We start from the raw sequence: 24,685 nt of genomic DNA, 5'->3' as shown, positions 1-24,685 counted from the left end.
ATGCGAGGTCTCACTCCTGGGGAAGGGGGATTCCGACCGCTTCGAGGTCGCGCGCCTCGGGGCTGTCAGGGTCGAGGGCACGGGCCGCGGTGATGATCACACGGGCGTTCTCCGGTGTGATGACCTCCAGATCCACGGTGTTCCAGGGGGTCTTCCGCGGTCCCGCCGTGCATCCGGGCACCAGCGCGGTGCACGCCTGCGCGATCTCGTCGATCTGGCTCAGCACGCAGGAGAAGGTGACGCTCACCGCCGGAGGGGCCGGCGGGGCGCCGGTCGGGACGAGCAGGACGTCCTGGAACCTCCACCGTCGAAGGTGCGTGACCTGGCCGGGGATCGTGAACAGGTCGATGAAACCGAACCCGCGCACCCAGAAGTCCGCGGACGCGGCCAGGTCCGACGTCGGCACGTTGACGAACATCGGCATGCCGTAGATGCCCCGGTAGATCTCAGGAGGCGTCGCGTCAGGCCCGGGCGGAGGAACCGGGCTGACCTCGAACGCTTCGAAGTAGTCGCTCATGCGTTCAGCGTGGAGCCTGACGCAACGTCAGGGTCAAGCCCGGACAGGACGCCTCGGAATGGGGCATCGCGCTGGGAGCGTTGTAAAGGAGATGACTACGGTGGAGGAGCGGTCGACCGCGGACCGCGTCGGCACGCTGGAGCCCATGGCGTCGCCGACCGGCGTCCGGGCGGGCCTGGCCGAGCCGCCCGCCACCCGCACCCGCGCCGCCTGTGCGGGCTGATCATGATCAAGGTGCGCTCCTTCAGGGAGACCGACCGCGCGGAGCTGCGCAGGCTGTTCCGGCGCGCGGGTGAAGCGTCCCCGAGCGCCGGCCGGTGGGGCCACGAGGATTCCGAAGCGGCCATCTACCTGGACCCGTACATGGACCTCGCACCGGACTCGCTCTTCGTCGCCGTGCTCGACGGAGCCCTGGTCGGTTACCTGGCGGGGTGCCTCGACAGCGTGAAGTTCCCCAGTGAGAGCGAGCGCGTCGGTCGGGCCATCCGGAAGTATCGACTGGTCTTCCGTCCCAGGACCGCCCCCTTCTTCGCGCGTGCGGCCTTCGACGCGGCGTCGGTCGCGCTGCGGCGGGAGCCCACCGCGTGGGGGTTCCGCGACCCCCGCAGGCCCGCGCACCTGCACATCAACCTCGCACCGGAGGCACGGGGCACCGGTGCCGCCGACGCGCTGCTGAACCGCTGGTTCGACCGGCTTCGGGAGACCGGCTCGCCCGGCTGCCACTTGCAGACCCTGGTCGAGAACACCCGCGCCGTACGGTTCTTCCGGCGCATGGGCTTCGTCGAACACGGCCCGACCCCGCTCGTCCCCGGCTTCCGGTACGACGGCAGGCGGATGCACCAGCAGACGATGATCTGGCCCCCTCAGCCAGACGGGCCCTGAGGCGATCGCCGCGATGAGTTTTCCGTTCGGCCCTGGTCGTACTTGGTGACCCCAAGAGAGCGGAGGCATGGGATGAGCGAGACCACCCGGATCACCCAGCTCGCCACGGTCGGGATCCGCGTCACCGACCAGCAGAAGGCGACCGAGTTCTACGTCGATGAGCTCGGTTTCGAAATACGGCGGGACGTGCCCTTCGGGCCCGGTCGCTGGATCGAGGTGGCACCACCGGGGGCGACGACGACCATCGCGCTCGTTCCAGGAGAGATCCCGGCCGGTATCCGCCTGACGACCACGGACGCCGACGCCGACCACACGGCCCTGCGCGCACGAGGCGCCGACGTGGATGCGGAGGTCATGCGGATGGGACCGGGAGTGCCGCCGATGTTCTCCGTCCGCGACCCGGACGGCAACAGCCTCATTCTCATCCAGGACTCCTGAACGGACGGTGACGGCGATGGACAAGCAGTTCACTGCGCATATGCAGAAGAGCCCGAGCAAAGGCGGCTGGACCTATGTCGTATGGCCCGAGTCGGCCGAGTTCTTCGGCACCCGTGGACGGGTGAGCGTACGGGGCACGATCGATGGCCATCCGTTCCAGAGTTCGTTCATGGCCCTGGGGGACGGCACCCACAAACTGCCGGTGAAGGCGGACGTGCGCAAGGCGATCGGCAAGCAGGAAGGAGACACCGTGACCGTCCGTCTCCAGGAGTGGTCGAAACCCTAGGCGGTACTGCCGGCGGCCGGTACGCGGCCCCGCCCCCTCCGCCACCGCGCCGGAGGGGGCGGGATATAACGACAGCATGGACTTCAAGTTGGAGCTGGTCGCGGTGCCCGTTTCGGACGTGGACCGCGCGCTGGCCTTCTATACCGACAAGGCCGGGTTCGTCCTGGACCATGACCACCGGGTGAGCGACGAGATCCGGTTCGTTCAGCTGACGCCGCCGGGGTCGGCGTGCTCGATCGCCTTCGGCGAGGGGGTCGTCGAGACGGCACCCGGCTCTCTCCAGGGCCTGCAACTGGTGGTCTCGGACGCCGACGCCGCCCGAGCGGAGCTTGCCGGACGGGGTGTCGAGGTCAGCGAGGTGCAGGAGTTCCCCTGGGGCCGTTTCGTCTTCTTCAAGGACCCGGACGGCAACGGCTGGAGCGTCCAGCAACTCGTGCCACGAAGCTAGAGCCGCCGAGCCCCGGCTCGCGCCGGCGAATGCCGACCGCGGCCGACCCGGCCGCCCCGACGGCTCAGCCACCCCGCGCGCGAACGGCGGTGTGGCGCACGTCACAGTTGGTCGCGTCATGTTCGCGAATCCCTTCCCGTCTGGTGTCCCGACCGGGCCTTACGGGCCACGTCAGCGGGAAGGGGAGGCGCGGTGGCGGAACGATGCCGCTGGACGATCGCGGTGGGGTTCGGAAGTTCCCTGATGACAGGGCAGTGGACGGCCGCGATCGGGCTCATCATGCTGGGTGGAGGACTCCTCGCGATGCTCGCGCTGCTGGTCGGCGTGGCCGTCCTGGGACGTCCGGCCCACAGCGGGCGGGCTCTGCACCTCATCGACCGGTTCGCCGCCGCCGCGTCCGGCCGGGAGGACGTGCCGGCATGCTGCGGTCCTCACTCGCCGCGGGAGGAGGGAGACCGCCTTGAGCCGGGAGAGGACGCCGGATCTTCCTGACGACGCGGCGCTGATCTCCCGGGCCCGCACCGGTGACGTGTCCGCCTACGCGACGCTCTACGAGTGCCACGTGGACGCGGCGCGCCGTCTGGCCCGAACCCTGGTCGAGGGGGACGCGGCCGAGGACGCCGTCCAGGAGACCTTCACCAAGGTCCTCGACCTGTTGCGCCGAGGCGACGGGCCGCGGGAGGGGTTTCGGCCGTACCTGCTCACCGCGCTCCGGCACACCGTCTACGACCGCTTCCGGGCCGAGAAGCGACTCCGGCCGACCGGCGAGATCGAGAAGTACGACCCCGGCGTCCCGTTCGCCGATCCGCTGCCGGAAGGGTCGACCGCCGTCCGGGCCTTCCGGTCGCTGCCCGAGCGCTGGCGGGTCGTGCTGTGGCATACCGAGATCGAGCGCGCCAGGCCCGCCGAGGTGGCGTCAGTGCTCGGACTCACCCCCAACGGCGCCGCCGCACTGGCCTACCGCGCCCGTGAGGGGCTCCGCCGGGCGTACCTGCAAGCGCATCTCGACGAGATGCAGCCGACGGGGCGTGAGGAGTGCCGCGAGGCGTTGCGGAGTATGGGCGCGTACGTGCGCGGCGGGCTGTCCAGGCGAGAGTCGCTCGCACTCGACCGGCACCTCAGGGGATGCCCGGACTGCCGGATGATCCTCGACGAGGCGCGCGACGTCAACGCCACGTTGCGGAACGTCCTGGGCCCGCTGGCGTTCGGGGCCGTGACGGCCACGGGGGGCCTCGGCGCCGGCGGGACGCTCACCTGGCTCGGTCACAGGGCCAGAAGGCTGCTCTGGGTCGCGGCACCGTTGGGGGTCCTCGCGTCCGTCGCGGGTGCCGTCCTCGCCTGGGTGGGGTGACCGGTCGTCGGAACCGTCGGGCGGGTGCGGACGCCTGGCGTCCGGCGGATACTTCGATCATGGTTGTGCTGGAGACGGAGCGGCTCGTCATGCGGCCGCTGACGGGTGACGACTTCGCCGATTACGCCGCGATGCTCGCCGATCCGCAGGTCGCGGGAAGGCTGGCGGAGAGCGTCGGCACCTCGCCTGCGGATGCTTGGCGGAGTCTCGCCTTGTTCATCGGGCACCGGGAGATGCGCGGTTACTCGCACTGGGCGCTGGTGGAGAAGGCCACGGGCCGGTTCGTCGGCCGTGCCGGGCCCTGGCAGCCGCACGGGTTCCCGGGGCTGGGCGTCGGCTGGTGCCTGGCGCGAGAGCACTGGGGGAAGGGGTACGCCACGGAGGCGGCCCGCGCTTCTGTGGATTACTGCTTCAGGGAACTGGACGCAGAGGAAGTGGTCTCCGTCATTCTGCCGGGCAACTCCCCTTCGATCGCCGTCGCGGAGCGGATCGGTCACCGCTACCTGCGCGATATCCAGTACCGCGGCCAGACCGTCCACGTCTACGGCCAGAGCCTGAGTTCGACCTGAGATATTGCTTTGCGGGTGGGCGGGGCGCCTGCCTAGGCTCCGGCGGGTGGGACGCACCGTCATCGTGGGCGACGTTCACGGCTGCTTCGACGAGCTGATCGATCTGCTGGAGAAGGTGGAACTCCAGCCGGACGACCTCCTCGTCAGCGTGGGCGATCTGGTCGACCGGGGTCCGGCGCCCGGGAAGGTCGTCGGGTTCTTCCGCGATCGTCCGAACTCGGTCGTGGTCATGGGCAACCACGAGCGCAAGCACGTGCGCGGGATCTTCTCCTACGCGCAGGAGATCACGCGCCTGCAACTGGGCGACGAGTACGCCGAGACGGTGGAGTGGATGCGGACGCTCCCGTACTTCTTCGAGAGCGAGGACGTCCGGGTCGTGCATGCGGCGCTGGTCCCCGGTGCGCCTCTCGCCGTCCAGCGGGAGGAGATCCTCTGCGGTTCGACCAGCGGCGAACGGGAACTCGCCGCACTGTTCCCTGACGGCCACTGGCACGACCGCTACACCGACGACAAGCCGGTCGTGTTCGGGCACCACGTCACCGGCCGGGAGCCGTTGATCCGCGACGGGAGGGTCTTCGGGCTCGACACCGGCGCCTGCCACGGCTGGAACCTCACCGCGTTGTGCGTTCCGGGGTTCACGGTCCACTCGGTGGCGGCACGCGCCGATCACTGGTCGGCCGTCAAGCGGGAGTGGCAGTTGCCGGTCCTGAAGGCCAAGCCCTGGCGTGACTTCACCTGGTCGGAGCTGAGCGAGAAGGCGGCCCTGTTCTCCGGCACGTCCGATGCGGCGTCGCAGGAATGGCTCAGGGCGGTCGAGGAGTGGGCCGCTCGGCTGCGCGCCCTGGCTCCCGTTCTGGTCGATGCGGCGCATCGCGTCTCCATGGAGCTCACCCCGGACGAGATGCGGCGGCATCCGGTTGCGCCGGTGCTGTTCCAGGCCCGCGGCGGGCGACTTGACCAGACCGCGTTGGCCAGGCGGTGCGCGACGCCGCGCAGGACGCTGGAGGTGGCGGCCGCCCTGGGAGTCGTCGCTCCCGCCCCGCCCGGCTGAAGCGTCGCTGCGTGGTAGCGTTGCGATCGCATAGACGACGTGTCGGCTACGGGACGAGAAATGGGAGGTGAGGTTGATGAGCGCCGCGAAGGCCGCTGCCGTGTGCAGCGCCCGCCGGACCATCCTCACGTCCCGGGCCCTGGTCTGACCTGACGTCCACGACCCCCTCGAAGCCCTAGCGGCTTCCGGGCGGTCGCGCACTGTGCCGATCGGGGCCCTCGTTCAAGGGTCTTCACGTTGTCTCATTCTTTCTCCACCCAGCCGCGCCCTCTGGCGCGCTACGGCTGGGACGATGCCTACGAGCACGCCTTCACGCCTCATCACGCCGCCGGGCTGGTCCCGGCCCGGATCGTGCGGGCCGAACGCGGCCTGTGCGAGGCGGTCACCGATGCGGGGATCGTCCGTGCGGAGATCCCCGCCGCCCGGCAGGGTGATCCGCTCACGGCGCCGTGTACCGGCGACTGGGCGGCGCTCCGTCCCGCGACCGCCGACCATGCCGCGATGCTGCACGAAGTTCTGGAGCGGCGCACCGCCCTGGTGCGTTCCAGCGCGTCGCGCACCTCGCACGGGCAGGTCCTCGCCGCCAATGTCGACACGGTCGTGGTGACCGTGTCTTTGGCCGCCCCGCTCAAACACGACCGCACCGAGCGGATGCTCGCCCTGGCCTGGGAGAGCGGCGCGCAGCCGGTCGTGGTGCTCACCAAGGCCGACGCGGGCGCCGACGCGGTCTCGGCCCAGGCCGAGGTGTCAGCGGTGGCGCCCGGCGTGGACGTGCTGGTCACCAGCGCCGCGACCGGGGAGGGCGTGGACGTCCTGACCGCCGTCCTGACCGGCACGGTCGTGCTGCTCGGCCCCTCGGGGGCGGGCAAGTCCACTCTGGGCAACGCCCTGCTGGGCGAGCCCCTTCTGGCCACCGGCGCCGTACGCGCCACGGACGGCAAGGGCCGGCACACCACCGCGTGGAGGGAACTGCTGCCGCTGCCCGGCGGCGGCGTCCTGCTGGACACCCCGGGCCTGCGCTCGATCGGCCTGCACGATGCCCAGGACGGGCTGGAGCAGACCTTCGCCGATATCCAGCGGCTCGCTGAGGACTGCCGGTTCACCGACTGCGCGCACATGAGCGAGCCGGGCTGCGCGGTCCTGGCGGCCGTGGAGGCCGGGACGGTGCCGGAGCGGCGGCTGGAGAGCTATCACCGGCTCCTGCGGGAGAACGCCTACGCCGCCTCGCGCACCGACGCGCGGCTGCGGGCCGACCGCGAGGCCGCCAGGAAGAACATCACGCAGCACCTGCGCGCCACCTACCGCTTCAGGGAGCGCCAGCAGTGACCTTCATCGAGAACAGGACCGCCATGCCCGCCTGGATCACCCGCTCCGAGACCGCCGAAGACGTGCCCGCCATCCGCGAGATCGTCCTGGCCGCCTTCCCCACCGCCGAGGAGGCCCGCATCGTCGACGCCCTGCGCGCCGACCCCGAGGCGTGGATCGACGGCCTGTCCATGATCAGCACGACCCCCGACGGCACCCCAGCGGGGTACGCGCTGCTGACCCGCTGCCACGTCGACGGCGAGCCCGCGCTCGCCCTGGCTCCGTGCGCCGTACTGCCGTCGTTCCAGCGGACCGGCGCCGGCTCGGCCGCCATCCGCGCCGGTCTGGACGCCGCGCGGGCCATGGGAGAGAACCTCGTCCTGGTCCTCGGCCACGCCGGCTACTACCCGCGGTTCGGCTTCGTCCCGGCCTCCCGCTTCGGCGTCCGCGCGCCCTTCGAGGTCCCGGACGAGGCCATGATGGCCCTGCCCCTGGACGACGCCCGCCCGGTCCCGACCGGCACCATCCACTACCCCGCCGCATTCGGAGTCTGACCCCACCCGGTGGTGCCCCGCCCCCTCGGGGCACCACCCCCCCGGGCGGGGCGTTCCGCGGGTGGTGGGGTCAGATTCCGAGGCCGCGGCCGATGATCTCTTTCATGATCTCGGTGGTGCCGCCGAAGATGGTCTGGATGCGGACGTCCTGGTAGGCCTTGGCGATCGGGTACTCGGTCATGTAGCCGTAGCCGCCGTACAGCTGGACGCAGCGGTCCACGACCCGCTTGAGCAGCTCGGTGTTCCACCACTTGAGCATCGCGGCCTCGTCGGGGGTCAGCTCGCCCCGGCCCTCCTTGACGATGCACTCGTCGGTGAAGGACCGCGAGACGGTCAGTTCTGTCTTCATCTCGGCGAGCGTGAACCGGTTGTGCTGGAACTTGCCGATGGGACGGCCGAACGCCTCGCGGGTCTTGCAGTACTCCAGGGTCTGCTCGAAGGCGGTCTCGGCGGCGGCCTGCGCGGTGGCGCCGATGGACAGCCGCTCGCGGGCGAGGTTCTGCATGAGGTAGATGAAGCCCATGCCCTCCTCGCCGAGGAGGTTCTCCTTCGGGACGCGGACGTTGTCGAAGAACAGCTCGGCGGTGTCCTGGGCGTGCATGCCGACCTTGTCGAGGTTGCGTCCGCGCTCGAAGCCCTCCATGCCGCGCTCGACGGCGAGGAGGCTGACGCCCTTGGCCCCGGCGGACGGGTCGGTCTTGGCGACGACGATGACGAGGTCGGCGAGGATCCCGTTGGAGATGAACGTCTTCGAGCCGTTGAGGACGTAGTGGTCGCCGTCCTTCAGCGCCGTGGTACTGATGCCCTGGAGGTCGGACCCGGCGGCGGGCTCGGTCATCGCGATCGCGGTGATGATCTCTCCGGAGCAGTAGCCGGGGAACCAGCGCCTCTGCTGCTCGGGGCTGCACAGCTGCCGCAGGTAGCCGCCGTTGATGTCGTTGTGGACGGCGAAGCCGGGCCCGTGCACGCCGGCCTTCGCCAGCTCCTCGTTGAAGATCACGTAGTAGCGGTAGTCGGGGTCGCCGCCGCCGCCGAACTCCTCCGGCATGTCGATGCCGAGCAGGCCCGCGCGCCCGGCCGCCAGCCAGACCTCGCGCGAGACGATCCCGTCCTTCTCCCACTGCTCGTGGTGGGGCGCGATCTCCTTGGCGATGAAGGAGCGCACCATGTCGCGGAAGGCCTCGTGCTCCTCGGTGTAGATGTCGCGTCCCATCCGCCGGTCTCCCTACTGAGTGCGTGCCGACAAGTAAGTGCGTGCTGATACACGATTAATGTAACACTGGTGCTGTCACATACAGGGAGGCGGCATGGAGCTGACCGTCGACGAGCTGGCCTCGCGCGCCGGGGTCACCGTCCGGACCGTGCGGTTCTACGCCGGGCGCGGCCTGCTGCCCCCACCGAGGCTGCGCGGCAGGACGGGCCTCTACGGCGCCGACCACCTCGCGCGGCTCGAACTCGTCCGGGAGCTCCAGTCGCTCGGGCTCACGCTCGCCTCGATCGAGAAGCACCTCCAGCGGATCCCGCTGGACGCGCCGGCCGAGGACCTCGCCCTCCAGCGCGCTCTGCTGTCCCCCTGGGCGCCCGAGCGCCCGGAGGACCTCGACCGGCACGAGCTGGACCGCCGCGCCGGACGCCACCTCGACGACGAGACGATCGCACGCCTGGAGGCCCTCGGCGTCGTCGAGCGGATCCCCGACGGCCCGGCGGGCGAGGTGCGGGTCGTCAGCCCCGCGCTGCTCGGCGTCAGCGCCGAACTGGCCGCGCTCCCGCTGCCGCTGGACACGCTGGTCGCCTCGTACGAGGCCGTGGACCGGCACACGACCGCGCTGGCCGACGAGCTCCAGCAGGTCTTCCGGGACACCGTCGTCCGCCCCTACCGGGCGGGCGGCCGGGAACCGCGGGAGCGCGAGCGGCTCATGGAGATGGCCGGGAAGCTCAAGCCGCTGATGATCCAGTCGCTGGTCACGTCGTTCCAGCGGGCGGTCGACCGGGCGCTCCGCCGGTCGGTGCCCGACTAGGCCGGGCGGTCGGCGGCTAGGAGTTCTTCCATTCCTGGCCCTCGTACTCGACCAGGCGCGGGTGGACGAGGGTGTTGACGTCCACGTCGCGGGTCCGGCGGTCCTTGGGGAACACCGCCGCCGCCTGGAGCACCGGCCCGTCGAGGAAGCGCAGGTCGGGGACGTCCCGCGGCAGCTCCAGCGCGGGGGGACGCTTCCCGGGGGACGCCAGGACGAACCCCCAGTCGCCGAAGCTCGGCACGTCCACGTGGTAGGGGGTGGTCGCGAGGCCGGCGGCGGCGACGGACTTCTGGATGCTCCAGAACGACTTGGGCGCGAAGTAGGGCGACCCGGACTGCACGACGATCCGCCCGCCGGGCGCCAGGGCCCGCTTCACCATTCCGTAGAACTCGACCGAGTACAGCTTGGCGGTGGACACGTCGTCGGGGTCGGGCATGTCCACGATGACCGCGTCGAACTGCCGGTCCAGGCCGCGCAGCCAGGAGAACGCGTCCGCGTTGACGGTCTGGGCGCGCGGGTCCTCGAAGGAGCGGCGGTTGAGGGACTCCAGCGGTCCGTAGGTCCGGGCCAGGTGGATCATCTCGGGGTCCAGCTCGACCAGCGTCGCGCTCTGGACGTCCCGGTAGCGCAGCACCTCGCGCAGCGCGAGGCCGTCCCCGCCGCCGAGGATCAGCACCCGCCCGTGCGGGCCCGACATCAGCGGATGGACGAGCGACTCGTGGTAGCGGTACTCGTCCAGCGAGGAGAACTGGAGGTCGCCGTTCAGGAAGAGCCGCAGGTCCGAGGGGCCGACCCCGGCCCGCCGGGTGATGACGATCTCCTGGTACGGGGTGCGCTTCGCCACCGCGATCGGGGCGTCGTACAGCGCCTGCCGCGCCGACACCTCGAACCCGTCCGCGAGCGTGTACGTCACTCCGAGGGCGGCGAGGACGGCCACCATGCCGGCGGCGAGCGCGATCCGGGCGGCGCGTCCGACCTCGCGGCGGAACAGCCACATCACCACGGCCATCCCGGCGACGGCGTTCACCACGCCGACGAGCAGCGCGCCCTTGATGTGCCCGAACGTGGGCAGCAGCAGGAACGGGAACGCCAGGCCGCCGATCAGCGCGCCGACGTAGTCGGCCGCGAACAGGTCGGCCACCGCCGACCCGGCGTCCTGCCTGCGGATCCGCTGGAGCAGCGTCATCAGCAGCGGGATCTCCGCGCCGATCAGCGCCCCGACCGCGAACGCCACCACCACCAGCGCCGGGACGTACAGGTCGAGCCAGGCGAACGCCGCGTACAGCACGAGGACCGACACGCCGCCGATCAGCGCGAGCACGCCCTCCACGACCGCGAACGCCACCACGGCGCGGCCCTGCAGCGGCTTGGCGGCCAGCGAGCCGACGCCCATCGCGAACACCATCACCGACAGGACGATCGACGCCTGCGTGACGGAGTTCCCGACGAGGTAGCTGCCGAGCGCGACCAGGGCCAGCTCGTACACCAGGCCGCACGCCGCGCACGCGAACACGGCCGCCAGGACCAGCGCGCGCGCCGCCCGCGCCGGGACGCGCAGTCTCCCCGGGCCGTCCCCCTCGGGACGGGACGGCTCCGGGGAGGGGTCGCCGGACGGCTGGACGGCCTGGTCCAGATCGCGGGACGTCAGGAGACCGCCCCGGCCACGATCGCCGCGACCCCGAGGTCGGCGGCGGCGACGACCCAGCCCGCCGGGTGGATCGCGCCGGCCGTCCCGCCCCCGTCCACGAGCGTCGCGCCGAGCTTGCCGGGGGTGAGCACGTCCAGCAGGAAGAACGCGACGATCATCAGCACGATGCCGATCCCGCCGAACACGGCGGTGTCCACCAGCCCCTCGGAAAGGTCGCTGTCGCTGGTGACGATCGCGGTGGTGACGATCAAGGAGACGCCGAGGAGCTTGGCGGCCAGCAGGAGCGCGGCGCCGCGGTTGCCCTCGGTCCAGATCTGCTTGCCGAGCTTGCCGGGCGTCGTCACCTCCACGACCAGGTAGCCGAGCGCCATCAGGGCGATGCCGACCGCGCCGTAGGCGAAGGTCGCGCCGATCTCGTGAAGGATGTCGTCGTTCATGTGTCGCTCCTCATCTGCCCGACCGCGTCATTTGCCCGACCCGGGTCCGCCGCCGCGGAAGGACGCGGCGCCCCTGCTCGTCCATCCGTTGCTGCCCGGACTGCTCCAGCGCCCGCTCACGTGCGAGTAGTGGCGGCTGTAGCCGCCGCGCGGGTTGTCGACCGTGATCCGGCTGCCCGTCCCGTTCGGCAGGACGCCGACGACGAGCTTCGGGTAGCGCATGAAGATGCCGCCGTTGGCGCCCATGGTGGCCAGGTCGTCCACTCGGTCGATCGGCTTGAACTTGCGGCCGATCTCCGAGGCGACCGTCTGGGGGGCCTTCGGCGACCGGTAGGTGTCGTATCCGACCTTGGTGTACTTGTCGGCGATCCAGGACGACTGCGACTTCCCGCAGCCGCCGAGCGCCGTGGCGGTCAGGGCGGCGGCGGCCACCGCGCCCGCCACCCGGTATCTGCTGTTCATGAGGGTCTCACCAGCCGGCTCCGCGTCATCACGATCTCCCGGGTCTGCGGGTAGGCGTGCCAGGTGCGCCATCCGAGCGCTGCCTCCTGCCCCGCCGTGTCCTCCAAGGCAAGGACGGTGACGGCGTGCGGGGATCCGGGGAAGGCCCCGGTCAGCGCGTCACCGCGGTCCGCGAGCCGGGCGCACACGGCCTCGACGGCGCGGGCGAACGCCGTCCCGTCGCTGTGCGCCGCGGTCGTCGCGGCGAAGTCGTACGCCCAGCCGGGCACGCTCGCCGCCGCATGGCCGGGCAGCGGGTCGGCGCGTCCGGGCAGGCACGCCACCGTCTCGCTCAGCGGCCCGGCGATGACCTGGTGGGACGCGCCGAGCAGGCGCAGCTCCACGGTCAGGCCCGCGCGCTCCACCGGCAGGACGGCGAGCGCGTCCATCGGCGGCAGTCCGAGCGCGAACGAGAGCCCGTCGGCGCGGGCGTCCGCGTAGGGGGTGTCGAGGGTGGCCTGCAAGGTCAGCTACCGCCCGGGTAGATCGTCATCGATCCTGCCGGGACGCGCTCGCCGAGGCCCGCCTCCCACTGGCCGCCCCCGTACTGCTCGAACGACAGGTACCTGCCGCGCGGGCCCTCGTAGTCGACGTACTCGACGCGGCCCTGCACGCCGACGCCCGTCGTGCCCTCGCTGGTGTAGTCGGCGGTGCCGTGCTCGTCGCGCCGGTACTCGACGCCGTCGACGACGATGGTCTTCTCCCCCGGCCGCAGGTCGCCGATCTCGTACTCGTTCCACCAGACGACTTCGAGGTCGGGGTCCTCCTCGACGGAGATCCACACCTTGGCGCCCTCGGTCGTGTCGGCGTCCAGGAGGTGCTCGCTCCAGGTGAAGCCGCCCTCCTTCAGCCGCAGCGAGCCGCGGACGAAGTAGCGGGTGCCGAGGTACTCCACCATGTCGCCGGCCTTGAGCGTGCGCGGGTCGCCGGCCACCTGGTCCTCGGCGGCGAACGGGTCGCGCGGGACGGCCGGGGCGGGCGCCGGCGCCGGAGCGCCCGAGCGGCGCCGCAGCAGGACGACGATGAGCACGACCAAGGCGATCAAGATCAGTGCCAGCAGGACCACTATCGCCGCTTTGCCCACGGCACCTCCATCGTTTCGTCCGTTCAAGGGGGACAGACCTGCGGATCCTACCGACTGTGGCCTGTCCAGCCCATACCGCGATCAGACGTATCAAAAGGAGATGCGGTTTCGCCCGGCAACTCCCGAATCACCGCGTGGACGCCCGGACCGGAACCGGCCGAGGCCGAGGGCGGGCGCGGCGGGTCAGAGGCGGGCGACGGCGGCGGCGACGCGGGCGTCGGTGGCGGTGAAGGCGATGCGGACGTGCCGGGCGCCGCCGGGGCCGTAGAACTCCCCGGGACCGACCAGGATGCCGAGGGACGCCAGGTGGGCGACGGTGTCCCAGCAGGGCTCGTCCCGCGTGGCCCACAGGTACAGGGACGCCTCGGAGTGCTCGATGCGGAAGCCGTGCCGCTCGAACGCCTCGCGCAGCGCGGCGCGGCGGCGCGCGTACCGGGCCCGCTGCTCGTCGACGTGGGCGTCGTCGCCGTAGGCCACGGTCATCGCGGCCTGCACCGGAGCCGGGACGATCATGCCGGCGTGCTTGCGGACCTCCAGCAGCCGCCTCACCAGCGCGAGGTCGCCGGTGAGGAACCCGGCGCGGTAGCCCGCCATGTTGGAGCGCTTGGACAGCGAGTTCAGCGCGAGCAGCCCCTCGTGGGAACCCTCGCAGACGTCCGGGTGCAGGATCGAGATCGGCGGGTTGTCCCCGTCCCAGCCGAACTCCAGGTAGCACTCGTCGCTGACGACGACCGCGCCGCGGCCGCGCGCCCACGCCACGACCTTGCGCAGGTGCTCGGCGGGCAGCACCTTGCCGGTCGGGTTGGACGGCGAGTTCACCCACACGATCTTCGGGGAGACCGGGCCGAGCGCGAGCGTGCCGTCGGTCGCGACGGGGTCGGCCCCGGCGAGCCGGACCCCCACGTCGTAGGTCGGGTAGGCCAGCGCGGGGAAGACGACCTTGTCGCCGGGGCCGGCGCCGAGCAGCGTCGGCAGCCAGGCGACGAGCTCCTTGGTGCCGATGACGGGGAGGACGGCGTCGGGGTCGGCGGCCGTCACGCCGGCGCGGCGCCGCAACCATCCCGCGACCGCCTCGCGCAGCTCCGGGGTCCCGTAGGTCTGCGGGTAGCCGGGCGCGTCGGACGCGGCGGCGAGGGCCTGGCGGACGAACTCGGGCGTCGGGTCCACGGGCGTTCCGACCGAGAGGTCGACGATGCCGTCCGCGTGCGCCAGCGCCCGCTCCTTGTACGGCGCGAGCCGATCCCACGGAAAGTCCGGCAGCGTGAACAACGCCCATACCTCCTTGGAGAAACCCGCCGGGCCGCGGTCGTCCCCGACCACGGCCCGGTTCCCGGCGAAGGCGGGCCCCGGAACGCTCCCGTGCGGAGCGCTCCAGACCCGCCCGAGATCAGTCGTCCTGGCTCTGCGGGGGCAGCGCGGCGACGATCGGGTGGTCCTTGTCGATCTTCCCGACCTTGGACGCGCCGCCGGGCGAGCCGAGGTCGTCGAAGAACTCCACGTTGACCTTGTAGAAGTCCTTCCACTGCTCGGGGACGTCGTCCTCGTAGTAGATGGCTTCGACAGGGCAGACCGGCTCGCACGCACCGCAGTCGACGCACTCGTCCGGGTGGATGTAGAGCTGACGCTTCCCCTCGTAGATGCAGTCGACCGGGCACTCCTCGATGCATGCCTTGTCGAGCAGGTCCACGCAGGGCTGCGCAATGACGTAGGTCACGTCAGTGACTCCTCTCGGATTTCCGGCCCCGCCGCACGTCACGGCTCACCGCAAGCTCGCTGTGAATAGTATGGCCACCCCGCCGCCGTCGATTCGACATGGGGGTCCCTACATGTCCGGCCGCTTCGCCGCACGCCTGGTGGTGGCCATCAATGGCGCCGACGTGGGCCAGCGGATCTCGCTGCGCCGCCGTCTGCCTACGGGAGAGTACAGCGACGTCGTGGGCGTACTCGAATCATGGTCCGGAGGGACGCTCGCGGTGCGCCGCCGCGACGGCGAGCTCGTCGAGGTGCCGGAGGCGACCATGGTCGCGGCGAAGGTCGTCCCGCCGCAGCCCCCGCCCCGGCGGCGCCCCCGCCGCGAGGAGCCCGACGAGGGCTAGCGCCCGCGCCGAAGATCGTCGGCGTGTCGCCGGGACGCCTCGTCCCGGGAGGTTCCGGGCGCCCGTCCACCGATCGGTGGACAACGGGTTCAACCGGTCGAGGCTGTCGGCGCCACCATGCCCGCGACCAGCATTGACGGCATGACGGAAGTTGCTGAGCGGGCGAGCGGGGATCCGGTGACCGGGCCGGAGGAGGTCGTGCGGCTGGAGGCCGTGCGCAAGGTGTACGGCGGTTCCAGGCGCGGGGTGGCGGCCCTGGACGGGGTGACGCTCCAGCTGGCCCGGAAGTCGTTCACCGCCGTGATGGGCCCGTCGGGGTCGGGCAAGAGCACGCTGCTGCACTGCGCGGCGGGGCTGGAGCGGCCGACGTCGGGAGCGGTGCGGCTGGCCGGGGCGGACCTGACGGCGATGGGCGAACGGGCGCTGACCCGGTTGCGTCGCGAGCGGATCGGGTTCGTGTTCCAGGCGTTCAACCTGCTGCCCGAGTTGACGGTGGTGGACAACGTGACGCTGCCGCTGCGGCTGGCCGGCCGCAGGCCCGGCCGGGGTGCGGTGGAGGAGGTGCTGGAGCGGGTCGGGCTCGGCGACCGGCGCCGGCACCGTCCCGCGGAGCTGTCGGGCGGCCAGCAGCAGCGGGTGGCGATCGCCCGGGCGCTGATCACGGACCCGGCAGTGATCTTCGGGGACGAGCCGACCGGCGCGCTGGACACCGGGAACGCCAGGGCGGTGCTGGAACTGCTGCGCGAGGTCGTCCGCGAGGCGGGGCGGACGGTGGTGATGGTGACCCACGATCCGGTGGCCGCCGCGTACGCCGACCGGGTGGTGTTCCTGTCCGACGGCCGGATCGCGGGCGCGCTGAACCGGCCGACGCCCGAGCGGGTCGCCGAGTGGATGACCCGGCTGCGGAGCGAGCCCGCGGCGGCGGGCGCCGAGGACGGCGGGGCCGAGACCGCGCGGGAGCTGTGGTGATCGGGATCGCGCTGCGCACGCTGCGCTTCCACAGGGGCGGGTTCGTCGCCTCGTTCGTCGGGATGTTCCTGGGCGCGGCGATCGTGATCGGCTGCGGCGGGCTGCTGGAGTCGGGGATCCACCGGGCGGCGCCGCCGCTGCGGATGGACGCCGCGCCGATCGTGGTGAGCGGCGACCAGCGCTACCACGGCACGGCCAAGGACGAGGTGTTCGCCGAGCGGGTTCCGCTGGACGCGGGGCTCGCGGGCGAACTGGCCGCGGTGCCGGGCGTGGCCGGCATGGCGGCGGACGTGTCGTTCCCCGTGACGCTGACGCGCGACGGCCGCCTGCTGACCGGGCACGGCTGGTCGTCGACCCGGCTGGCCCCGTACAGGCTGGTGGAGGGCTCGGCGCCGTCCGGCGAGGGATGGATCGTGCTGTCCGACCGGCTCGGGGTGCGGGTCGGCGAGACGGTCGAGGCGCTGGTGCGCGGCCGTGCCGAGCGGTACCGGGTGTCCGGGCTCGTCGGCGGCGCCGGGAACGGCGCCTTCCTGCCGGACGCCGAGGCCGGGCAGGCCGCCGGCCGTCCGGGCGAGGTCGACTCGATCGGGCTGTTCACCGCCCCCGGAGCCGACGTCGCGAAGGTGCGGCGGGACGTCGAGAGGGCGGTGGACGGCCGCCAGGCGTCGGTCCTGACCGGCGACGAGCGGGGCCTGGCCGAGAACCCGGACGTCATGTCCGAGGGCGAGGACCTGATCCCGCTGGCCGCGGCGTTCGGCGGCCTGTCGGCCATGGTGACGGTGTTCGTGGTGGCCGCCACGCTCGGGCTGTCGATCCGGCGGCGGCGGCCGCAGACGGCGCTGCTGCGGGCGGTCGGCGCCACTCCGGGCCAGATCCGCCGCCTGATCGTCGGCGAGACGATGCTGCTGGCGGTGGTCGCCACGGGGCTGGCCTGCCTGCCCGGCCCGCACGTCGGGCGGTGGCTGCTCGCCGCGTTCGCCGAGGCCGGGGTGGTGCCGGACACGCTCGCCTACCGCGCCGGGATCGTCCCGGTCGTCGCCGGTGCCTGCACCGCGCTGCTCACCGCGCTCGGCGCCGCCGTCGTCGCCGCCCACGGCGCGGCCCGCACCCGGCCTGTCGAGGCGCTCGCCGAGGCGTCCCGGGAGACGCGCCGGTTCAGCCGGGTCCGCCTCGCGCTGGGGCTGGCGTTCCTCGCCGGCGGCGCCGCGCTCGCCTGGGGCACCGCCGGCTCGGACGGCCCCGACGCGGCCGGAGTCGCCACCCCCGCCGCCATGGTGTGGACGGCCGGGTTCGCGCTGCTGGGCCCCGTCCTGGCCGCGGCCGTCACGGCGGCGCTGCGCCGGCCGCTGCGCGCCGCGACCGGATGCGCCGGGTACCTGGCCACCGAGAACGCCCGGGCCGGGACCTCGCGGCTGACCGGCGCGATCCTGCCGGTCATGCTGGCCACCGGGCTGGCGCTCGCGCTGACCTACATGCAGACCACCCAGACCGAGGGGGCGCGCGCGGTGTTCCAGGAGAACCTCCGCGCCGACCTGGCGGTCACCTCCCCGGCGGGCGGCCTGCCGCTGGACACGGTCGACTGGATCGCCCGGCGGCCCGGCGTCGCGGCCGCCTCGGCCCAGGTGACCAGCACCGGCTACATCGAGCCCGCCGAACTGGCGGGGCCCCTGGTCCACAAGGGCGACGCGGGCGAGGGCGCCCCGCAGCCTCCGGCGATGGCGCTGCTGGGGGTCACCGCCGCCGGCGTGACCCGGACGACCGCGTACCGCGCCACCGGCGGCAGCCTCGACGCCCTCGTCGGCGCGTCCGTCGCGCTGCCGGAGCGCTTCGCCGCCCCCTACCGGATGGGCGACACGGTCCCGATGCGGCTGGGCGACGGCAGCCGGGCCGCCCTCAGGCTCGTGGCCACCGTCCGCTCGCGGCCCGGATACGAGACCGCGCTGCTGCCCGCCGCGACCCTCCTGCCGCACACCGGCGGCGGGCTCGTCCCGCAGATCATGGTGACCGTCCGGCCGGGCGCCGACCGCGACCGGCTCGCCCGCACGCTCGCCCAGGGGCGCCCCGGCCTCCGCGTGGTCGACCGGGCCGCGCTGTCCGCGCTGCGCGCCGAGCAGGATCGCACGCAGGCGTGGATGTCCTGGCTGGTGCTGGCCGTGGTCGTCGGCTACGCCGCGATCGCGCTGGTCAACGCCCAGATCCTCGCCGTCGGCGAGCGGCGCCGCCAGTTCCGGCTGCTGCGCCTGGTCGGCGCGGCCCGCCGGCAGGTCCTGCGGATGATGGCGGTGGAGGCCGTCCTGGTCACCGCGGCCGGGCTCGCCGCGGGAGCGCTGGTCGCCGCGGCGACGCTGGTCCCGCTGAGCCTGAGCGTCCTGGACGCGCCCGTCCCGCACGGCTCCCCGTGGATCCTCGCCACGGTGATCGCCGCCGCGCTCGCCCTGACCCTGGCCGCCACGCTCCTGCCGACCCTGTCGCTGCTGCGCGCCCGTCCAGGCGGCGCCGTCGCGGACGGCCGCCGCTAGCCGGTCCGGGAGCCCCGCCGCCCGCGCTCGTACGGTTCAGCACCGTACGGGCGCGGGCGGCGGCTCCCTACGTCCTGAGGGGGCGGGTCAGGGGCTCGGTGAGATGGGCGGGGCGGGGGCCAGGCCGCTCGGCGCCGGGCTGACGGGGCCGCCGGACTGCGGGGCGCCGGGCACGGGGCCCCTGGACGCCGAGGAGTCGGGAACCGGCGCGCCGGGCGCCGGGGCGCCGCTCCCGGACGAAGGGCCCGCGGACGGGCGCGCCGGCGGCGGGCTCGTCGCGACCTGGGTGGGCGGCGCCGTCCGCTGGCTGTAGGACGTCCCCGGCGTGAGGCGCTGTCCGGTGAACAGCTCCGAGACGGTCACGAACGTGAACCCGCGTTTGCGCAGACCGTCCACGACCTTGGGGATGGAGTCGACGCTCGGCTTGTGGATGTCGTGGAACAGGACGATGCCGCCGCTCTCCGGCTCCTTGACCCCGACGCGCGTGTCGCGGGCGACGTCGCGGTACCGCCAGTCGAGCGTGTCGACGCTCCAGAGGACCAGCGGCATCCCGATCGCGTGTTCGACGCGCTTGTTCGTGGACCCGTAGGGCGGCCGGACGAGCGTGGGCGTGACGCCGGAGGCGTCCTTGACGGCCTTCTGCGTGCGCTGGATCTGGGAGCGCACCTCGCTGGACGACAGGGTCGTCAGGTCAGGATGCGACCAGCTGTGGTTGGCGACCTCCTGGCCTTCCAGCGCCATTCTGCGCACGATGTCGCGATGGGCGCCCACATTCTCGCCGAGCATGAAGAACGTGGCGCGCACGCCATTCTTCTTGAGCGTGTCGAGCAACCGCGCCGTGTAGGGGCCGGGGCCGTCGTCGAAGGTCAGCGCCACGCACTTCACCCGGTCGCAGTCGATCTTCCTGGGCGGCGGCGGTGTCGGGCTCGGCGGCCGTGTCGCCGTGGCCCTGCCCTTGATCGCGCCATGCTCACCGGCGGTCCGCGCTTGCCGCTCGGCGTGGCTGCATCCGGCCGCGAGCAGGAGTCCAGCGCCTATGACGGCACAATTCCTCATCCGCACCAGGCACCCCCGTAACGTGTCGCCTCGGGCGGCTTAATACCCTCCGTAACTGATGAGACACGCTTCCCGATGGTCCGGAAAATCAAGATCGTCCTTGGGACGCACCGGGGGATTCCCTCCATCATGCGACAGTCCGCTCCCCGCACATGTCACCGGGGGTCGCGCCAGGCGCGGACGCCCCCCGTCGCCGTGCGACGGGCCTTCCGGTGACCGAAGGCGGCCATCCGCCGGGGCGTCCTGACGGCTCCTGGCCCTCGCGCGCGAGGGCGTCCTCAGCGGAGGGGCCAGTCGGGGACTTCGGGCGGGAGGTCCTTGCTGACGCGCATCGGGAAGGCGGCGTCGCGCTTCTCCAGGAAGGACGAGACGCCCTCGACGGCGTCGGCGGCGCCGCCGAGCGAGGCCATGAGGCGGGAGTCGGCGATGTGCGCGTCCCACGGGGACGGCGCGGACAGGCCCGACCACATGAGGCGGCGGATCGCGGCGACCGAGACGGCGGAGGTGTTGTCGGCGATCTCGCGCGCGAGCGCGTACGCGGCCGGGAGGAGCTCGTCGGGCGCGTACACGCGGGAGACGAGGCGGCCCGCGAGGGCCTCCCGCGCGTCGAAGATCCGGCCGGTGGCGGCCCACTCCATGGCCTGCGCGATGCCGACCAGGCGCGGCAGGAACCAGCTGGAGGCGGCCTCGGTCACGATGCCGCGCCGGGCGAACACGAAGCCGAACCTGGCCTTCTCGCTCGCGAGCCGGACGTCCATCGGGAGGGTCATGGTCACGCCCACGCCGACCGCCGCGCCGTTGAACGCGCCGATGACGGGCTTGAGGCAGCGGGCGATGCGGAGCGCGACCGTCCCGCCGCCGTCGCGCGGGGTGCCGTCCTCCAGGACGTCGTCCTCCCCCGCGAACATGTCCTTGGACTTGTCCTTGTCGAAGGTGTCGCCGCCGCCGCTCAGGTCGGCGCCCGCGCAGAACGCGCGCCCGGCGCCGGTCACCACGACCGCGCGCACGGCGTCGTCGGCGTCGATCCGGTCGAAGACGTCGAGCATCTCGTTGCGCATGACGAACGTGTAGGCGTTCATCTTCCGCGGCCGGTTGAGCGTGACGGTCGCGATCCCGTCCCGAACCTCGTACTCGATCTCTGCGTACGGCACCCTGCGCACCCTTCTCCAGCCCGGCTGTCAGAATCCGATTCTAGGAAGGGGCCCCTCAGGCGCGGGCTTCGGGGAACATCCGGAGCAGGACGTCCCGGCGCCACTCGGCGAGATCGCGTCCCGGCGGCGGGACGGGGGCCAGCGTGCCGTCGTCCGCCGGCGCGAGGCGGATCTCGACGCCGGGGGCGAGCTCGTCCGGGATCTCCCCCGTGGCGGCGAGGCGCTGCGCGAGCGCGGCGAGGACGCGCGCCCAGCCCTGTCCCAGATAGGGCGGAAGCCCGTCGGCGCGCAGTTCCGGGAGGCCCCTGGCGGCCAGTCCGGAGGTGCGCAGGGCCAGGCCGTCCGGGCCCTCGGCCCCGACGACGCGGATCTCGGACGTGACGTCCGCCACGGCATCCCCACCTCACCATCGGGCGATGTCCGATAAATTATGACAGTGAACTGGGCCGTGACGACGTACGACTCCGCCTTCGGGTATGTGTCCGCGCACGGTGCGCCCCTCGTCGATCTGCTCGATCCGCAGCCCGGCGAGAGGATCATCGATCTCGGGTGCGGCACGGGCTCGTTCAGCGCGGAGATCGCCGAACGGGGCGCCGAGGTGCTGGGCATCGACGGCAGCCCCGAGATGGTCGCGCAGGCGACCGCCATTCACCCGGGGCTGTCGTTCGTCGTCGGCGACGCCCACGACTTCACCGTGGGCGAGTCCTTCGACGCGGTCGCCTCGAACGCGGCCCTGCACTGGATGACCCGCGACCCCGACGCGGTGATCGGCCGCGTGCACGCGGCGCTGCGCCCCGGCGGCCGGTTCGTCGGCGAGCTCGGCGGCGCGGGCAACTGTGCCGAGCTGATCGTCGCGATGCAGACCGCCTGGCGGGTGTTCGGCCTCGGCGAGCCCGAGCTGCCCTGGTACTTCCCGTCGCCGGCCGCGTACGCGACCAAGCTGGAGGAGGCCGGGTTCACGCTGCGGCTGCTGGAGCACGCCGACCGCCCGACCCGGATGACCGAGGGCCCGAACGGCGCCGCCGACTGGGTCCGCGCCTACGCCTCCCGCGCGCTGGCCGACGTCCCGCCGGAGCTGGTCGACCCGCTGCTCGACCGGGTGAACGACCTCGCCGCGCCCGCGCTGCGCCGCGAGTCGGGGTGGGTCGCCGACTACGTCCGGCTGCGGTTCGCGGCCGTCCGCCGGTCGGACGGCGCCGCGCCGACGCCGTTCGGGCCGATGGCCGCCGACCTCCCGCTGTAGGCGCCGCCCTAGGGTGGGAGGCATGCTGCGGCTCCACGACCACCGGACGGGACGGACCGAGGCGCTGCCCGCCGGGCGCGGGCTGCGCGTCCAGGTCGTCGACGGCGCGTACCGCCGCGCGGTCGTCGCCGACCTTCTGCGGCGGGTGGCCGAACACGCCGGGCGCCGCGTCCTGGCGGTGAGCACGCCGGGAGCCGCGACGGGCCTGGACGACTACAACGTCCAGCCGTTCGAGGTACGCGACGACGTCCTCCCGGACGCCGACGTCTACGTTTCCGAGACGGCCGACAGGGACGCGCTGTGCCTGGCCGTCCCGCAGGAGACCGGAACCTCGCCGGACCCGCTGACCGCGCGCCTGGCGATGCTGGAAGTCCCCTACCGGGAGCCTCTGGAGCTGTCGGCGCCGAGGCTGTCGGCCGCCGCGGAGCGGCTCGCCGGTTGGCGCGGCAAGGTCGCCGAGTGGGCGACGTCCCCGGGGCGCCCGATCAACCGCGAGTACGCGGACGAGGCCGAGGCCGCGCTCGCCGACGACCTCGGCAGCCCCGCCGCGCTCGCCGTCCTGGACCGGCTCGCCGCCGACCCGGACGTCCCGCCGGGAGCGAAGCTGGAGACGTTCATCCACCTCGACCTGGTGCTGGCGCTCGGGCTCGTGTCCGCGATCGGCCAGGCCTGAGCCGCCGCCCGGTCAGCCGCCCCGCACCTCGACGAGGCTGCCGTCGGCGACCAGGTCGGCCATCGACCGCCGGAACACGTGCGCCGTCCCGCCGCCCGGCTGCCCGAACCACGGGACGGCCTTCCCGGTCAGGGTCTCCATGGGCCGCCGCAACCGGTAGACGCGGTACGGGCGGTTCCGCCACTCGGGCGGCAGCGACCGCTGCGGATACGGCGTGCGCGCCGCGTACGCCACGTTGCCGTCCGGGGCGCCGTAGCGGTCGACCTCCGTTCCCGCCGCCAGCTCCATGACGTGGCGGTCGCGCAGCAGCGAGAGCGGCGGCTCCCCCTTGAGCGGCGCGAACGGCCCGTCCCCGGCGGTGTGGCGCGGGTCGAGCAGCAGCCGTCCGAGCAGGTGCGCGGACGCCTGCTCGGCGTCGTCGAAGACGGCCTCCTTGCGGCGCTCGCCGTCGCGCATCTGGAACACCGACCAGCGGCCCGGCCGGGACGTCAGGCACCAGACCCCCTCGGCCACGTCGTTGACGCGGTAGGCGGCGCGGTCGACGCGGAGCTGGTCGAGACGGTGCTGGAGCGTCCCCGCCCAGTCGGGCTCGCGCGGGACGCGTTCGGGCGCGGCGCGTCCGGTGACGGCGGCGTTCGCGGCGTTCATCGTGTCGTCGTCGACGTCGGGGACGCGGAACCCGCCGGCCCTGATGTGCGCGACGAGATCGGGTTCCGGCGGGACGCCGTGCTCGCTCAGGTAGTAGGCCACCGCGCTCGACCACACCCACGTCCCGTCGGTGTGGAAGGTCAGCGGCACCGCCGCCCCGCGCGACGGGTCGAGCCGGTCGGGGGCGTTCGAGCGCGCCGCCATGACGGTCGGGGCCCGCCGCAGGTACTCGGCCACGCGGCCCGCCTCGTCCGGAGGGACGGGCGGGCGCGACACGGCGGGACGGCTCCCGTCCGGGCCCGCGTGGTCGAAGATCCTGGCCCGGCGCAGCCCCGGCCGGGGCGGCGGCGTGCCGGCGACCGGCGCGGGCCGGGGCGGTGGCTCGTCGTCGTGGGTGAAGCTCGCGCGGCAGCGGACCGCCCCGTCCTCGTACAGGACCTCGAAGTCGATCCGGGACCAGGTGGAGCCCTGGAACGCCCGCGTCCCGGCGCGGAGCCGTTCGAGCAGCGCCGCCGCCGCGGCGGGCGCCGTCCAGGACGTCTGGGCGCCGGTGGCCTGGCGGCACGTCAGCGCGGGCATCTCGGCACGCCCGCCGGCCACCCGGTAGTGCCCGGAGACCCGCTCCCACAGCCCGGGCGCGTGGACGGCGACCAGGGTGGAGAGCCGGTCCGACAGCAGCTCCGCCTGCTCGACCGGGTCCATCGGCGCCGGGTCCGGCGCGGACGGCGCGGCGGGCTCGCGGCCCTCCAGCCGGTCGCGCAGCCAGTCCGGCACGGCGTCGCCGTCCCTCGGCATGACGGTCTGGTCGCGCCGCCAGGACTCCGCCGGCAGCGGCGGGTCCCACAGCGGGTCGAACTCGCGGTTGTAGAGCGGGCACACCGAACCCGGCTCGATGATCATGACCATCGAGAACCAGGTGCCGCGCTCGGGCCGGTAGTGGGCGCGGCGCAGGTCCGTCAGCAGATCGGTCAGCTCCTCCGGGACGTCCCCGGACATCTCCATCCGGCCCTCGCCCGTCAGCACCGCCAGCGCGGCGACGGTGCCGGCGACCGTCGCGGCGCAGTGCAGGTCGAGCCGCCGCCAGCCGGGCGGGGCCAGCCGCCGGGCGGACTCGGCGACCCGGCCTTCGAGCTCCGCGACGCGGTCGTCCTGGCCCGTCACCGCGCGTCCCTCCGTCCCGATGGCTCCCCCTATGGCACCTGATCGGCAGATTAACCGCACCGGTCGATGTCTTGCGCGCC

General features: G+C 73.1%; 30 protein-coding genes. 17 read left to right on the top strand and 13 right to left on the bottom strand.

The window, feature by feature from the left end; genetic code table 11:
• Nucleotides 1-10 precede the first annotated feature (10 nt).
• The gene (locus ABD944_RS23825; protein WP_345179919.1) at nt 11-517 is read right to left on the bottom strand and encodes a VOC family protein; all 507 of its coding nucleotides are present in this window, start codon (nt 515-517) and stop codon (nt 11-13) included.
• Between the two features lie 91 nt (nt 518-608).
• On the opposite strand from ABD944_RS23825, the gene ABD944_RS23820 reads away from it, so the two are divergent.
• The 11 genes from ABD944_RS23820 to ABD944_RS23770 all read left to right on the top strand — a co-directional run bounded on the left by ABD944_RS23820 (nt 609) and on the right by ABD944_RS23770 (nt 7,401).
• Nucleotides 609-740, top strand: a complete 132-nt coding sequence (locus tag ABD944_RS23820) for a hypothetical protein (protein WP_345179917.1) — start codon at nt 609-611, stop codon at nt 738-740.
• A gap of 2 nt (nt 741-742) precedes the next feature.
• A complete protein-coding gene (locus ABD944_RS23815) occupies nt 743-1,399 on the top strand; it encodes a GNAT family N-acetyltransferase (RefSeq protein WP_345179916.1) in 657 nt (218 codons plus the stop codon).
• Nucleotides 1,400-1,471: 72 nt separating this feature from the next.
• Nucleotides 1,472-1,837 carry a VOC family protein gene (locus tag ABD944_RS23810; RefSeq protein ID WP_345179914.1) on the top strand — a complete coding sequence of 122 codons (366 nt, stop codon included), beginning with the start codon at nt 1,472-1,474 and terminating at the stop codon, nt 1,835-1,837.
• Between the two features lie 16 nt (nt 1,838-1,853).
• Nucleotides 1,854-2,123 (top strand): DUF1905 domain-containing protein, encoded by a 270-nt coding sequence (locus ABD944_RS23805; RefSeq protein ID WP_345179913.1) that lies wholly within the window; start codon nt 1,854-1,856, stop codon nt 2,121-2,123.
• 76 nt (nt 2,124-2,199) lie between these two features.
• Nucleotides 2,200-2,571, top strand: a complete 372-nt coding sequence (locus tag ABD944_RS23800; protein WP_345179911.1) for a VOC family protein — start codon at nt 2,200-2,202, stop codon at nt 2,569-2,571.
• Between the two features lie 192 nt (nt 2,572-2,763).
• Nucleotides 2,764-3,063 (top strand): hypothetical protein, encoded by a 300-nt coding sequence (locus ABD944_RS23795; protein ID WP_345179908.1) that lies wholly within the window; start codon nt 2,764-2,766, stop codon nt 3,061-3,063.
• On the top strand, nt 3,032-3,922 hold the full coding sequence (locus ABD944_RS23790) for a sigma-70 family RNA polymerase sigma factor (RefSeq protein ID WP_345179907.1): 891 nt from the start codon (nt 3,032-3,034) through the stop codon (nt 3,920-3,922). The genes ABD944_RS23795 and ABD944_RS23790 overlap by 32 nt, the downstream gene beginning before the upstream one ends.
• 59 nt (nt 3,923-3,981) lie before the next feature.
• Complete coding sequence (locus ABD944_RS23785; RefSeq protein WP_345179905.1) at nt 3,982-4,491, top strand: GNAT family N-acetyltransferase; 510 nt, start codon at nt 3,982-3,984, stop codon at nt 4,489-4,491.
• Between the two features lie 46 nt (nt 4,492-4,537).
• Nucleotides 4,538-5,542 (top strand): metallophosphoesterase family protein, encoded by a 1,005-nt coding sequence (locus tag ABD944_RS23780; RefSeq protein ID WP_345179904.1) that lies wholly within the window; start codon nt 4,538-4,540, stop codon nt 5,540-5,542.
• A gap of 237 nt (nt 5,543-5,779) precedes the next feature.
• Entirely contained in the window at nt 5,780-6,868 is a 1,089-nt protein-coding gene (gene rsgA, locus ABD944_RS23775; RefSeq protein ID WP_345179902.1) for a ribosome small subunit-dependent GTPase A, read from the top strand.
• A gap of 23 nt (nt 6,869-6,891) precedes the next feature.
• Complete coding sequence (locus tag ABD944_RS23770) at nt 6,892-7,401, top strand: GNAT family N-acetyltransferase (protein WP_345180039.1); 510 nt, start codon at nt 6,892-6,894, stop codon at nt 7,399-7,401.
• 70 nt (nt 7,402-7,471) lie between these two features.
• On the opposite strand, the gene ABD944_RS23765 is transcribed toward ABD944_RS23770, so the two are convergent.
• Entirely contained in the window at nt 7,472-8,614 is a 1,143-nt protein-coding gene (locus tag ABD944_RS23765; RefSeq protein ID WP_345179900.1) for an acyl-CoA dehydrogenase family protein, read from the bottom strand.
• 94 nt (nt 8,615-8,708) lie between these two features.
• Between ABD944_RS23765 and ABD944_RS23760 the strand changes: the two genes are divergently transcribed.
• Nucleotides 8,709-9,419 (top strand): MerR family transcriptional regulator, encoded by a 711-nt coding sequence (locus ABD944_RS23760; protein ID WP_345179898.1) that lies wholly within the window; start codon nt 8,709-8,711, stop codon nt 9,417-9,419.
• Nucleotides 9,420-9,435: 16 nt separating this feature from the next.
• Here ABD944_RS23760 and ABD944_RS23755 read toward each other — a convergent pair whose 3' ends face one another.
• The 7 genes from ABD944_RS23755 to fdxA all read right to left on the bottom strand — a co-directional run bounded on the left by ABD944_RS23755 (nt 9,436) and on the right by fdxA (nt 14,803).
• The gene (locus tag ABD944_RS23755) at nt 9,436-10,932 is read right to left on the bottom strand and encodes a polyamine aminopropyltransferase (protein ID WP_378188502.1); all 1,497 of its coding nucleotides are present in this window, start codon (nt 10,930-10,932) and stop codon (nt 9,436-9,438) included.
• 131 nt (nt 10,933-11,063) lie between these two features.
• Nucleotides 11,064-11,504: a DUF350 domain-containing protein gene (locus ABD944_RS23750; protein WP_345179896.1), complete on the bottom strand. Its 441-nt coding sequence runs from the start codon at nt 11,502-11,504 to the stop codon at nt 11,064-11,066.
• Between the two features lie 27 nt (nt 11,505-11,531).
• Nucleotides 11,532-11,966, bottom strand: coding sequence for a DUF4247 domain-containing protein (locus ABD944_RS23745; RefSeq protein ID WP_345179895.1), 435 nt, complete (start codon nt 11,964-11,966; stop codon nt 11,532-11,534).
• A complete protein-coding gene (locus ABD944_RS23740) occupies nt 11,963-12,469 on the bottom strand; it encodes a DUF2617 family protein (RefSeq protein WP_345179892.1) in 507 nt (168 codons plus the stop codon). Before ABD944_RS23740 ends, ABD944_RS23745 begins: the two co-directional genes overlap by 4 nt.
• Before the next feature lie 2 nt (nt 12,470-12,471).
• Nucleotides 12,472-13,089 (bottom strand): DUF4178 domain-containing protein, encoded by a 618-nt coding sequence (locus tag ABD944_RS23735; protein WP_345179891.1) that lies wholly within the window; start codon nt 13,087-13,089, stop codon nt 12,472-12,474.
• A gap of 183 nt (nt 13,090-13,272) precedes the next feature.
• Nucleotides 13,273-14,358 (bottom strand): succinyldiaminopimelate transaminase, encoded by a 1,086-nt coding sequence (dapC, locus tag ABD944_RS23730; protein WP_345179889.1) that lies wholly within the window; start codon nt 14,356-14,358, stop codon nt 13,273-13,275.
• Between the two features lie 118 nt (nt 14,359-14,476).
• On the bottom strand, nt 14,477-14,803 hold the full coding sequence (gene fdxA, locus ABD944_RS23725) for a ferredoxin (protein WP_131759039.1): 327 nt from the start codon (nt 14,801-14,803) through the stop codon (nt 14,477-14,479).
• Between the two features lie 112 nt (nt 14,804-14,915).
• On the opposite strand from fdxA, the gene ABD944_RS23720 reads away from it, so the two are divergent.
• The 3 genes from ABD944_RS23720 (at nt 14,916) to ABD944_RS23710 (ending at nt 18,673) form a co-directional block, all read left to right on the top strand.
• Nucleotides 14,916-15,185 (top strand): putative acetyltransferase, encoded by a 270-nt coding sequence (locus ABD944_RS23720; protein ID WP_345179888.1) that lies wholly within the window; start codon nt 14,916-14,918, stop codon nt 15,183-15,185.
• Between the two features lie 141 nt (nt 15,186-15,326).
• Nucleotides 15,327-16,154 (top strand): ABC transporter ATP-binding protein, encoded by an 828-nt coding sequence (locus ABD944_RS23715; RefSeq protein WP_345179886.1) that lies wholly within the window; start codon nt 15,327-15,329, stop codon nt 16,152-16,154.
• On the top strand, nt 16,151-18,673 hold the full coding sequence (locus ABD944_RS23710; protein ID WP_345179884.1) for an FtsX-like permease family protein: 2,523 nt from the start codon (nt 16,151-16,153) through the stop codon (nt 18,671-18,673). Before ABD944_RS23715 ends, ABD944_RS23710 begins: the two co-directional genes overlap by 4 nt.
• Nucleotides 18,674-18,760: 87 nt before the next feature.
• Here ABD944_RS23710 and ABD944_RS23705 read toward each other — a convergent pair whose 3' ends face one another.
• The 3 genes from ABD944_RS23705 to ABD944_RS23695 all read right to left on the bottom strand — a co-directional run bounded on the left by ABD944_RS23705 (nt 18,761) and on the right by ABD944_RS23695 (nt 21,271).
• A complete protein-coding gene (locus ABD944_RS23705) occupies nt 18,761-19,549 on the bottom strand; it encodes a polysaccharide deacetylase family protein (protein WP_345179883.1) in 789 nt (262 codons plus the stop codon).
• Between the two features lie 458 nt (nt 19,550-20,007).
• Entirely contained in the window at nt 20,008-20,880 is an 873-nt protein-coding gene (locus ABD944_RS23700; RefSeq protein WP_345179881.1) for a crotonase/enoyl-CoA hydratase family protein, read from the bottom strand.
• 55 nt (nt 20,881-20,935) lie between these two features.
• On the bottom strand, nt 20,936-21,271 hold the full coding sequence (locus ABD944_RS23695; RefSeq protein WP_345179879.1) for a hypothetical protein: 336 nt from the start codon (nt 21,269-21,271) through the stop codon (nt 20,936-20,938).
• Nucleotides 21,272-21,316: 45 nt separating this feature from the next.
• On the opposite strand from ABD944_RS23695, the gene ABD944_RS23690 reads away from it, so the two are divergent.
• The gene (locus tag ABD944_RS23690; RefSeq protein ID WP_345179877.1) at nt 21,317-22,123 is read left to right on the top strand and encodes a class I SAM-dependent methyltransferase; all 807 of its coding nucleotides are present in this window, start codon (nt 21,317-21,319) and stop codon (nt 22,121-22,123) included.
• A gap of 22 nt (nt 22,124-22,145) precedes the next feature.
• A complete protein-coding gene (locus tag ABD944_RS23685) occupies nt 22,146-22,796 on the top strand; it encodes a cysteine--tRNA ligase (RefSeq protein WP_345179876.1) in 651 nt (216 codons plus the stop codon).
• A gap of 12 nt (nt 22,797-22,808) precedes the next feature.
• Here ABD944_RS23685 and ABD944_RS23680 read toward each other — a convergent pair whose 3' ends face one another.
• On the bottom strand, nt 22,809-24,605 hold the full coding sequence (locus tag ABD944_RS23680) for a glycohydrolase toxin TNT-related protein (RefSeq protein WP_345179874.1): 1,797 nt from the start codon (nt 24,603-24,605) through the stop codon (nt 22,809-22,811).
• Nucleotides 24,606-24,685 lie beyond the last annotated feature (80 nt).

The organism is Actinomadura verrucosospora (assembly GCF_039540335.1).
In the GTDB taxonomy this organism is placed as follows: Bacteria; Actinomycetota; Actinomycetes; order Streptosporangiales; family Streptosporangiaceae; genus Spirillospora; species Spirillospora verrucosospora.
This window is presented reverse-complemented; position numbering and strand designations above follow the sequence as displayed.

Coding starts and splice junctions, on each gene's coding strand:
- ABD944_RS23750 (WP_345179896.1), bottom strand. CDS start 11,504: ATGAACGACGACATCCTTCACGAGATCGGCGCGACCTTCGCCTACGGC.
- ABD944_RS23760 (WP_345179898.1), top strand. CDS start 8,709: ATGGAGCTGACCGTCGACGAGCTGGCCTCGCGCGCCGGGGTCACCGTC.
- ABD944_RS23785 (WP_345179905.1), top strand. CDS start 3,982: ATGGTTGTGCTGGAGACGGAGCGGCTCGTCATGCGGCCGCTGACGGGT.
- ABD944_RS23810 (WP_345179914.1), top strand. CDS start 1,472: ATGAGCGAGACCACCCGGATCACCCAGCTCGCCACGGTCGGGATCCGC.
- ABD944_RS23825 (WP_345179919.1), bottom strand. CDS start 517: ATGAGCGACTACTTCGAAGCGTTCGAGGTCAGCCCGGTTCCTCCGCCC.
- ABD944_RS23685 (WP_345179876.1), top strand. CDS start 22,146: ATGCTGCGGCTCCACGACCACCGGACGGGACGGACCGAGGCGCTGCCC.
- ABD944_RS23745 (WP_345179895.1), bottom strand. CDS start 11,966: ATGAACAGCAGATACCGGGTGGCGGGCGCGGTGGCCGCCGCCGCCCTG.
- ABD944_RS23765 (WP_345179900.1), bottom strand. CDS start 8,614: ATGGGACGCGACATCTACACCGAGGAGCACGAGGCCTTCCGCGACATG.
- ABD944_RS23820 (WP_345179917.1), top strand. CDS start 609: ATGACTACGGTGGAGGAGCGGTCGACCGCGGACCGCGTCGGCACGCTG.
- ABD944_RS23800 (WP_345179911.1), top strand. CDS start 2,200: ATGGACTTCAAGTTGGAGCTGGTCGCGGTGCCCGTTTCGGACGTGGAC.
- ABD944_RS23720 (WP_345179888.1), top strand. CDS start 14,916: ATGTCCGGCCGCTTCGCCGCACGCCTGGTGGTGGCCATCAATGGCGCC.
- ABD944_RS23770 (WP_345180039.1), top strand. CDS start 6,892: ATGCCCGCCTGGATCACCCGCTCCGAGACCGCCGAAGACGTGCCCGCC.
- ABD944_RS23715 (WP_345179886.1), top strand. CDS start 15,327: ATGACGGAAGTTGCTGAGCGGGCGAGCGGGGATCCGGTGACCGGGCCG.
- ABD944_RS23805 (WP_345179913.1), top strand. CDS start 1,854: ATGGACAAGCAGTTCACTGCGCATATGCAGAAGAGCCCGAGCAAAGGC.
- ABD944_RS23815 (WP_345179916.1), top strand. CDS start 743: ATGATCAAGGTGCGCTCCTTCAGGGAGACCGACCGCGCGGAGCTGCGC.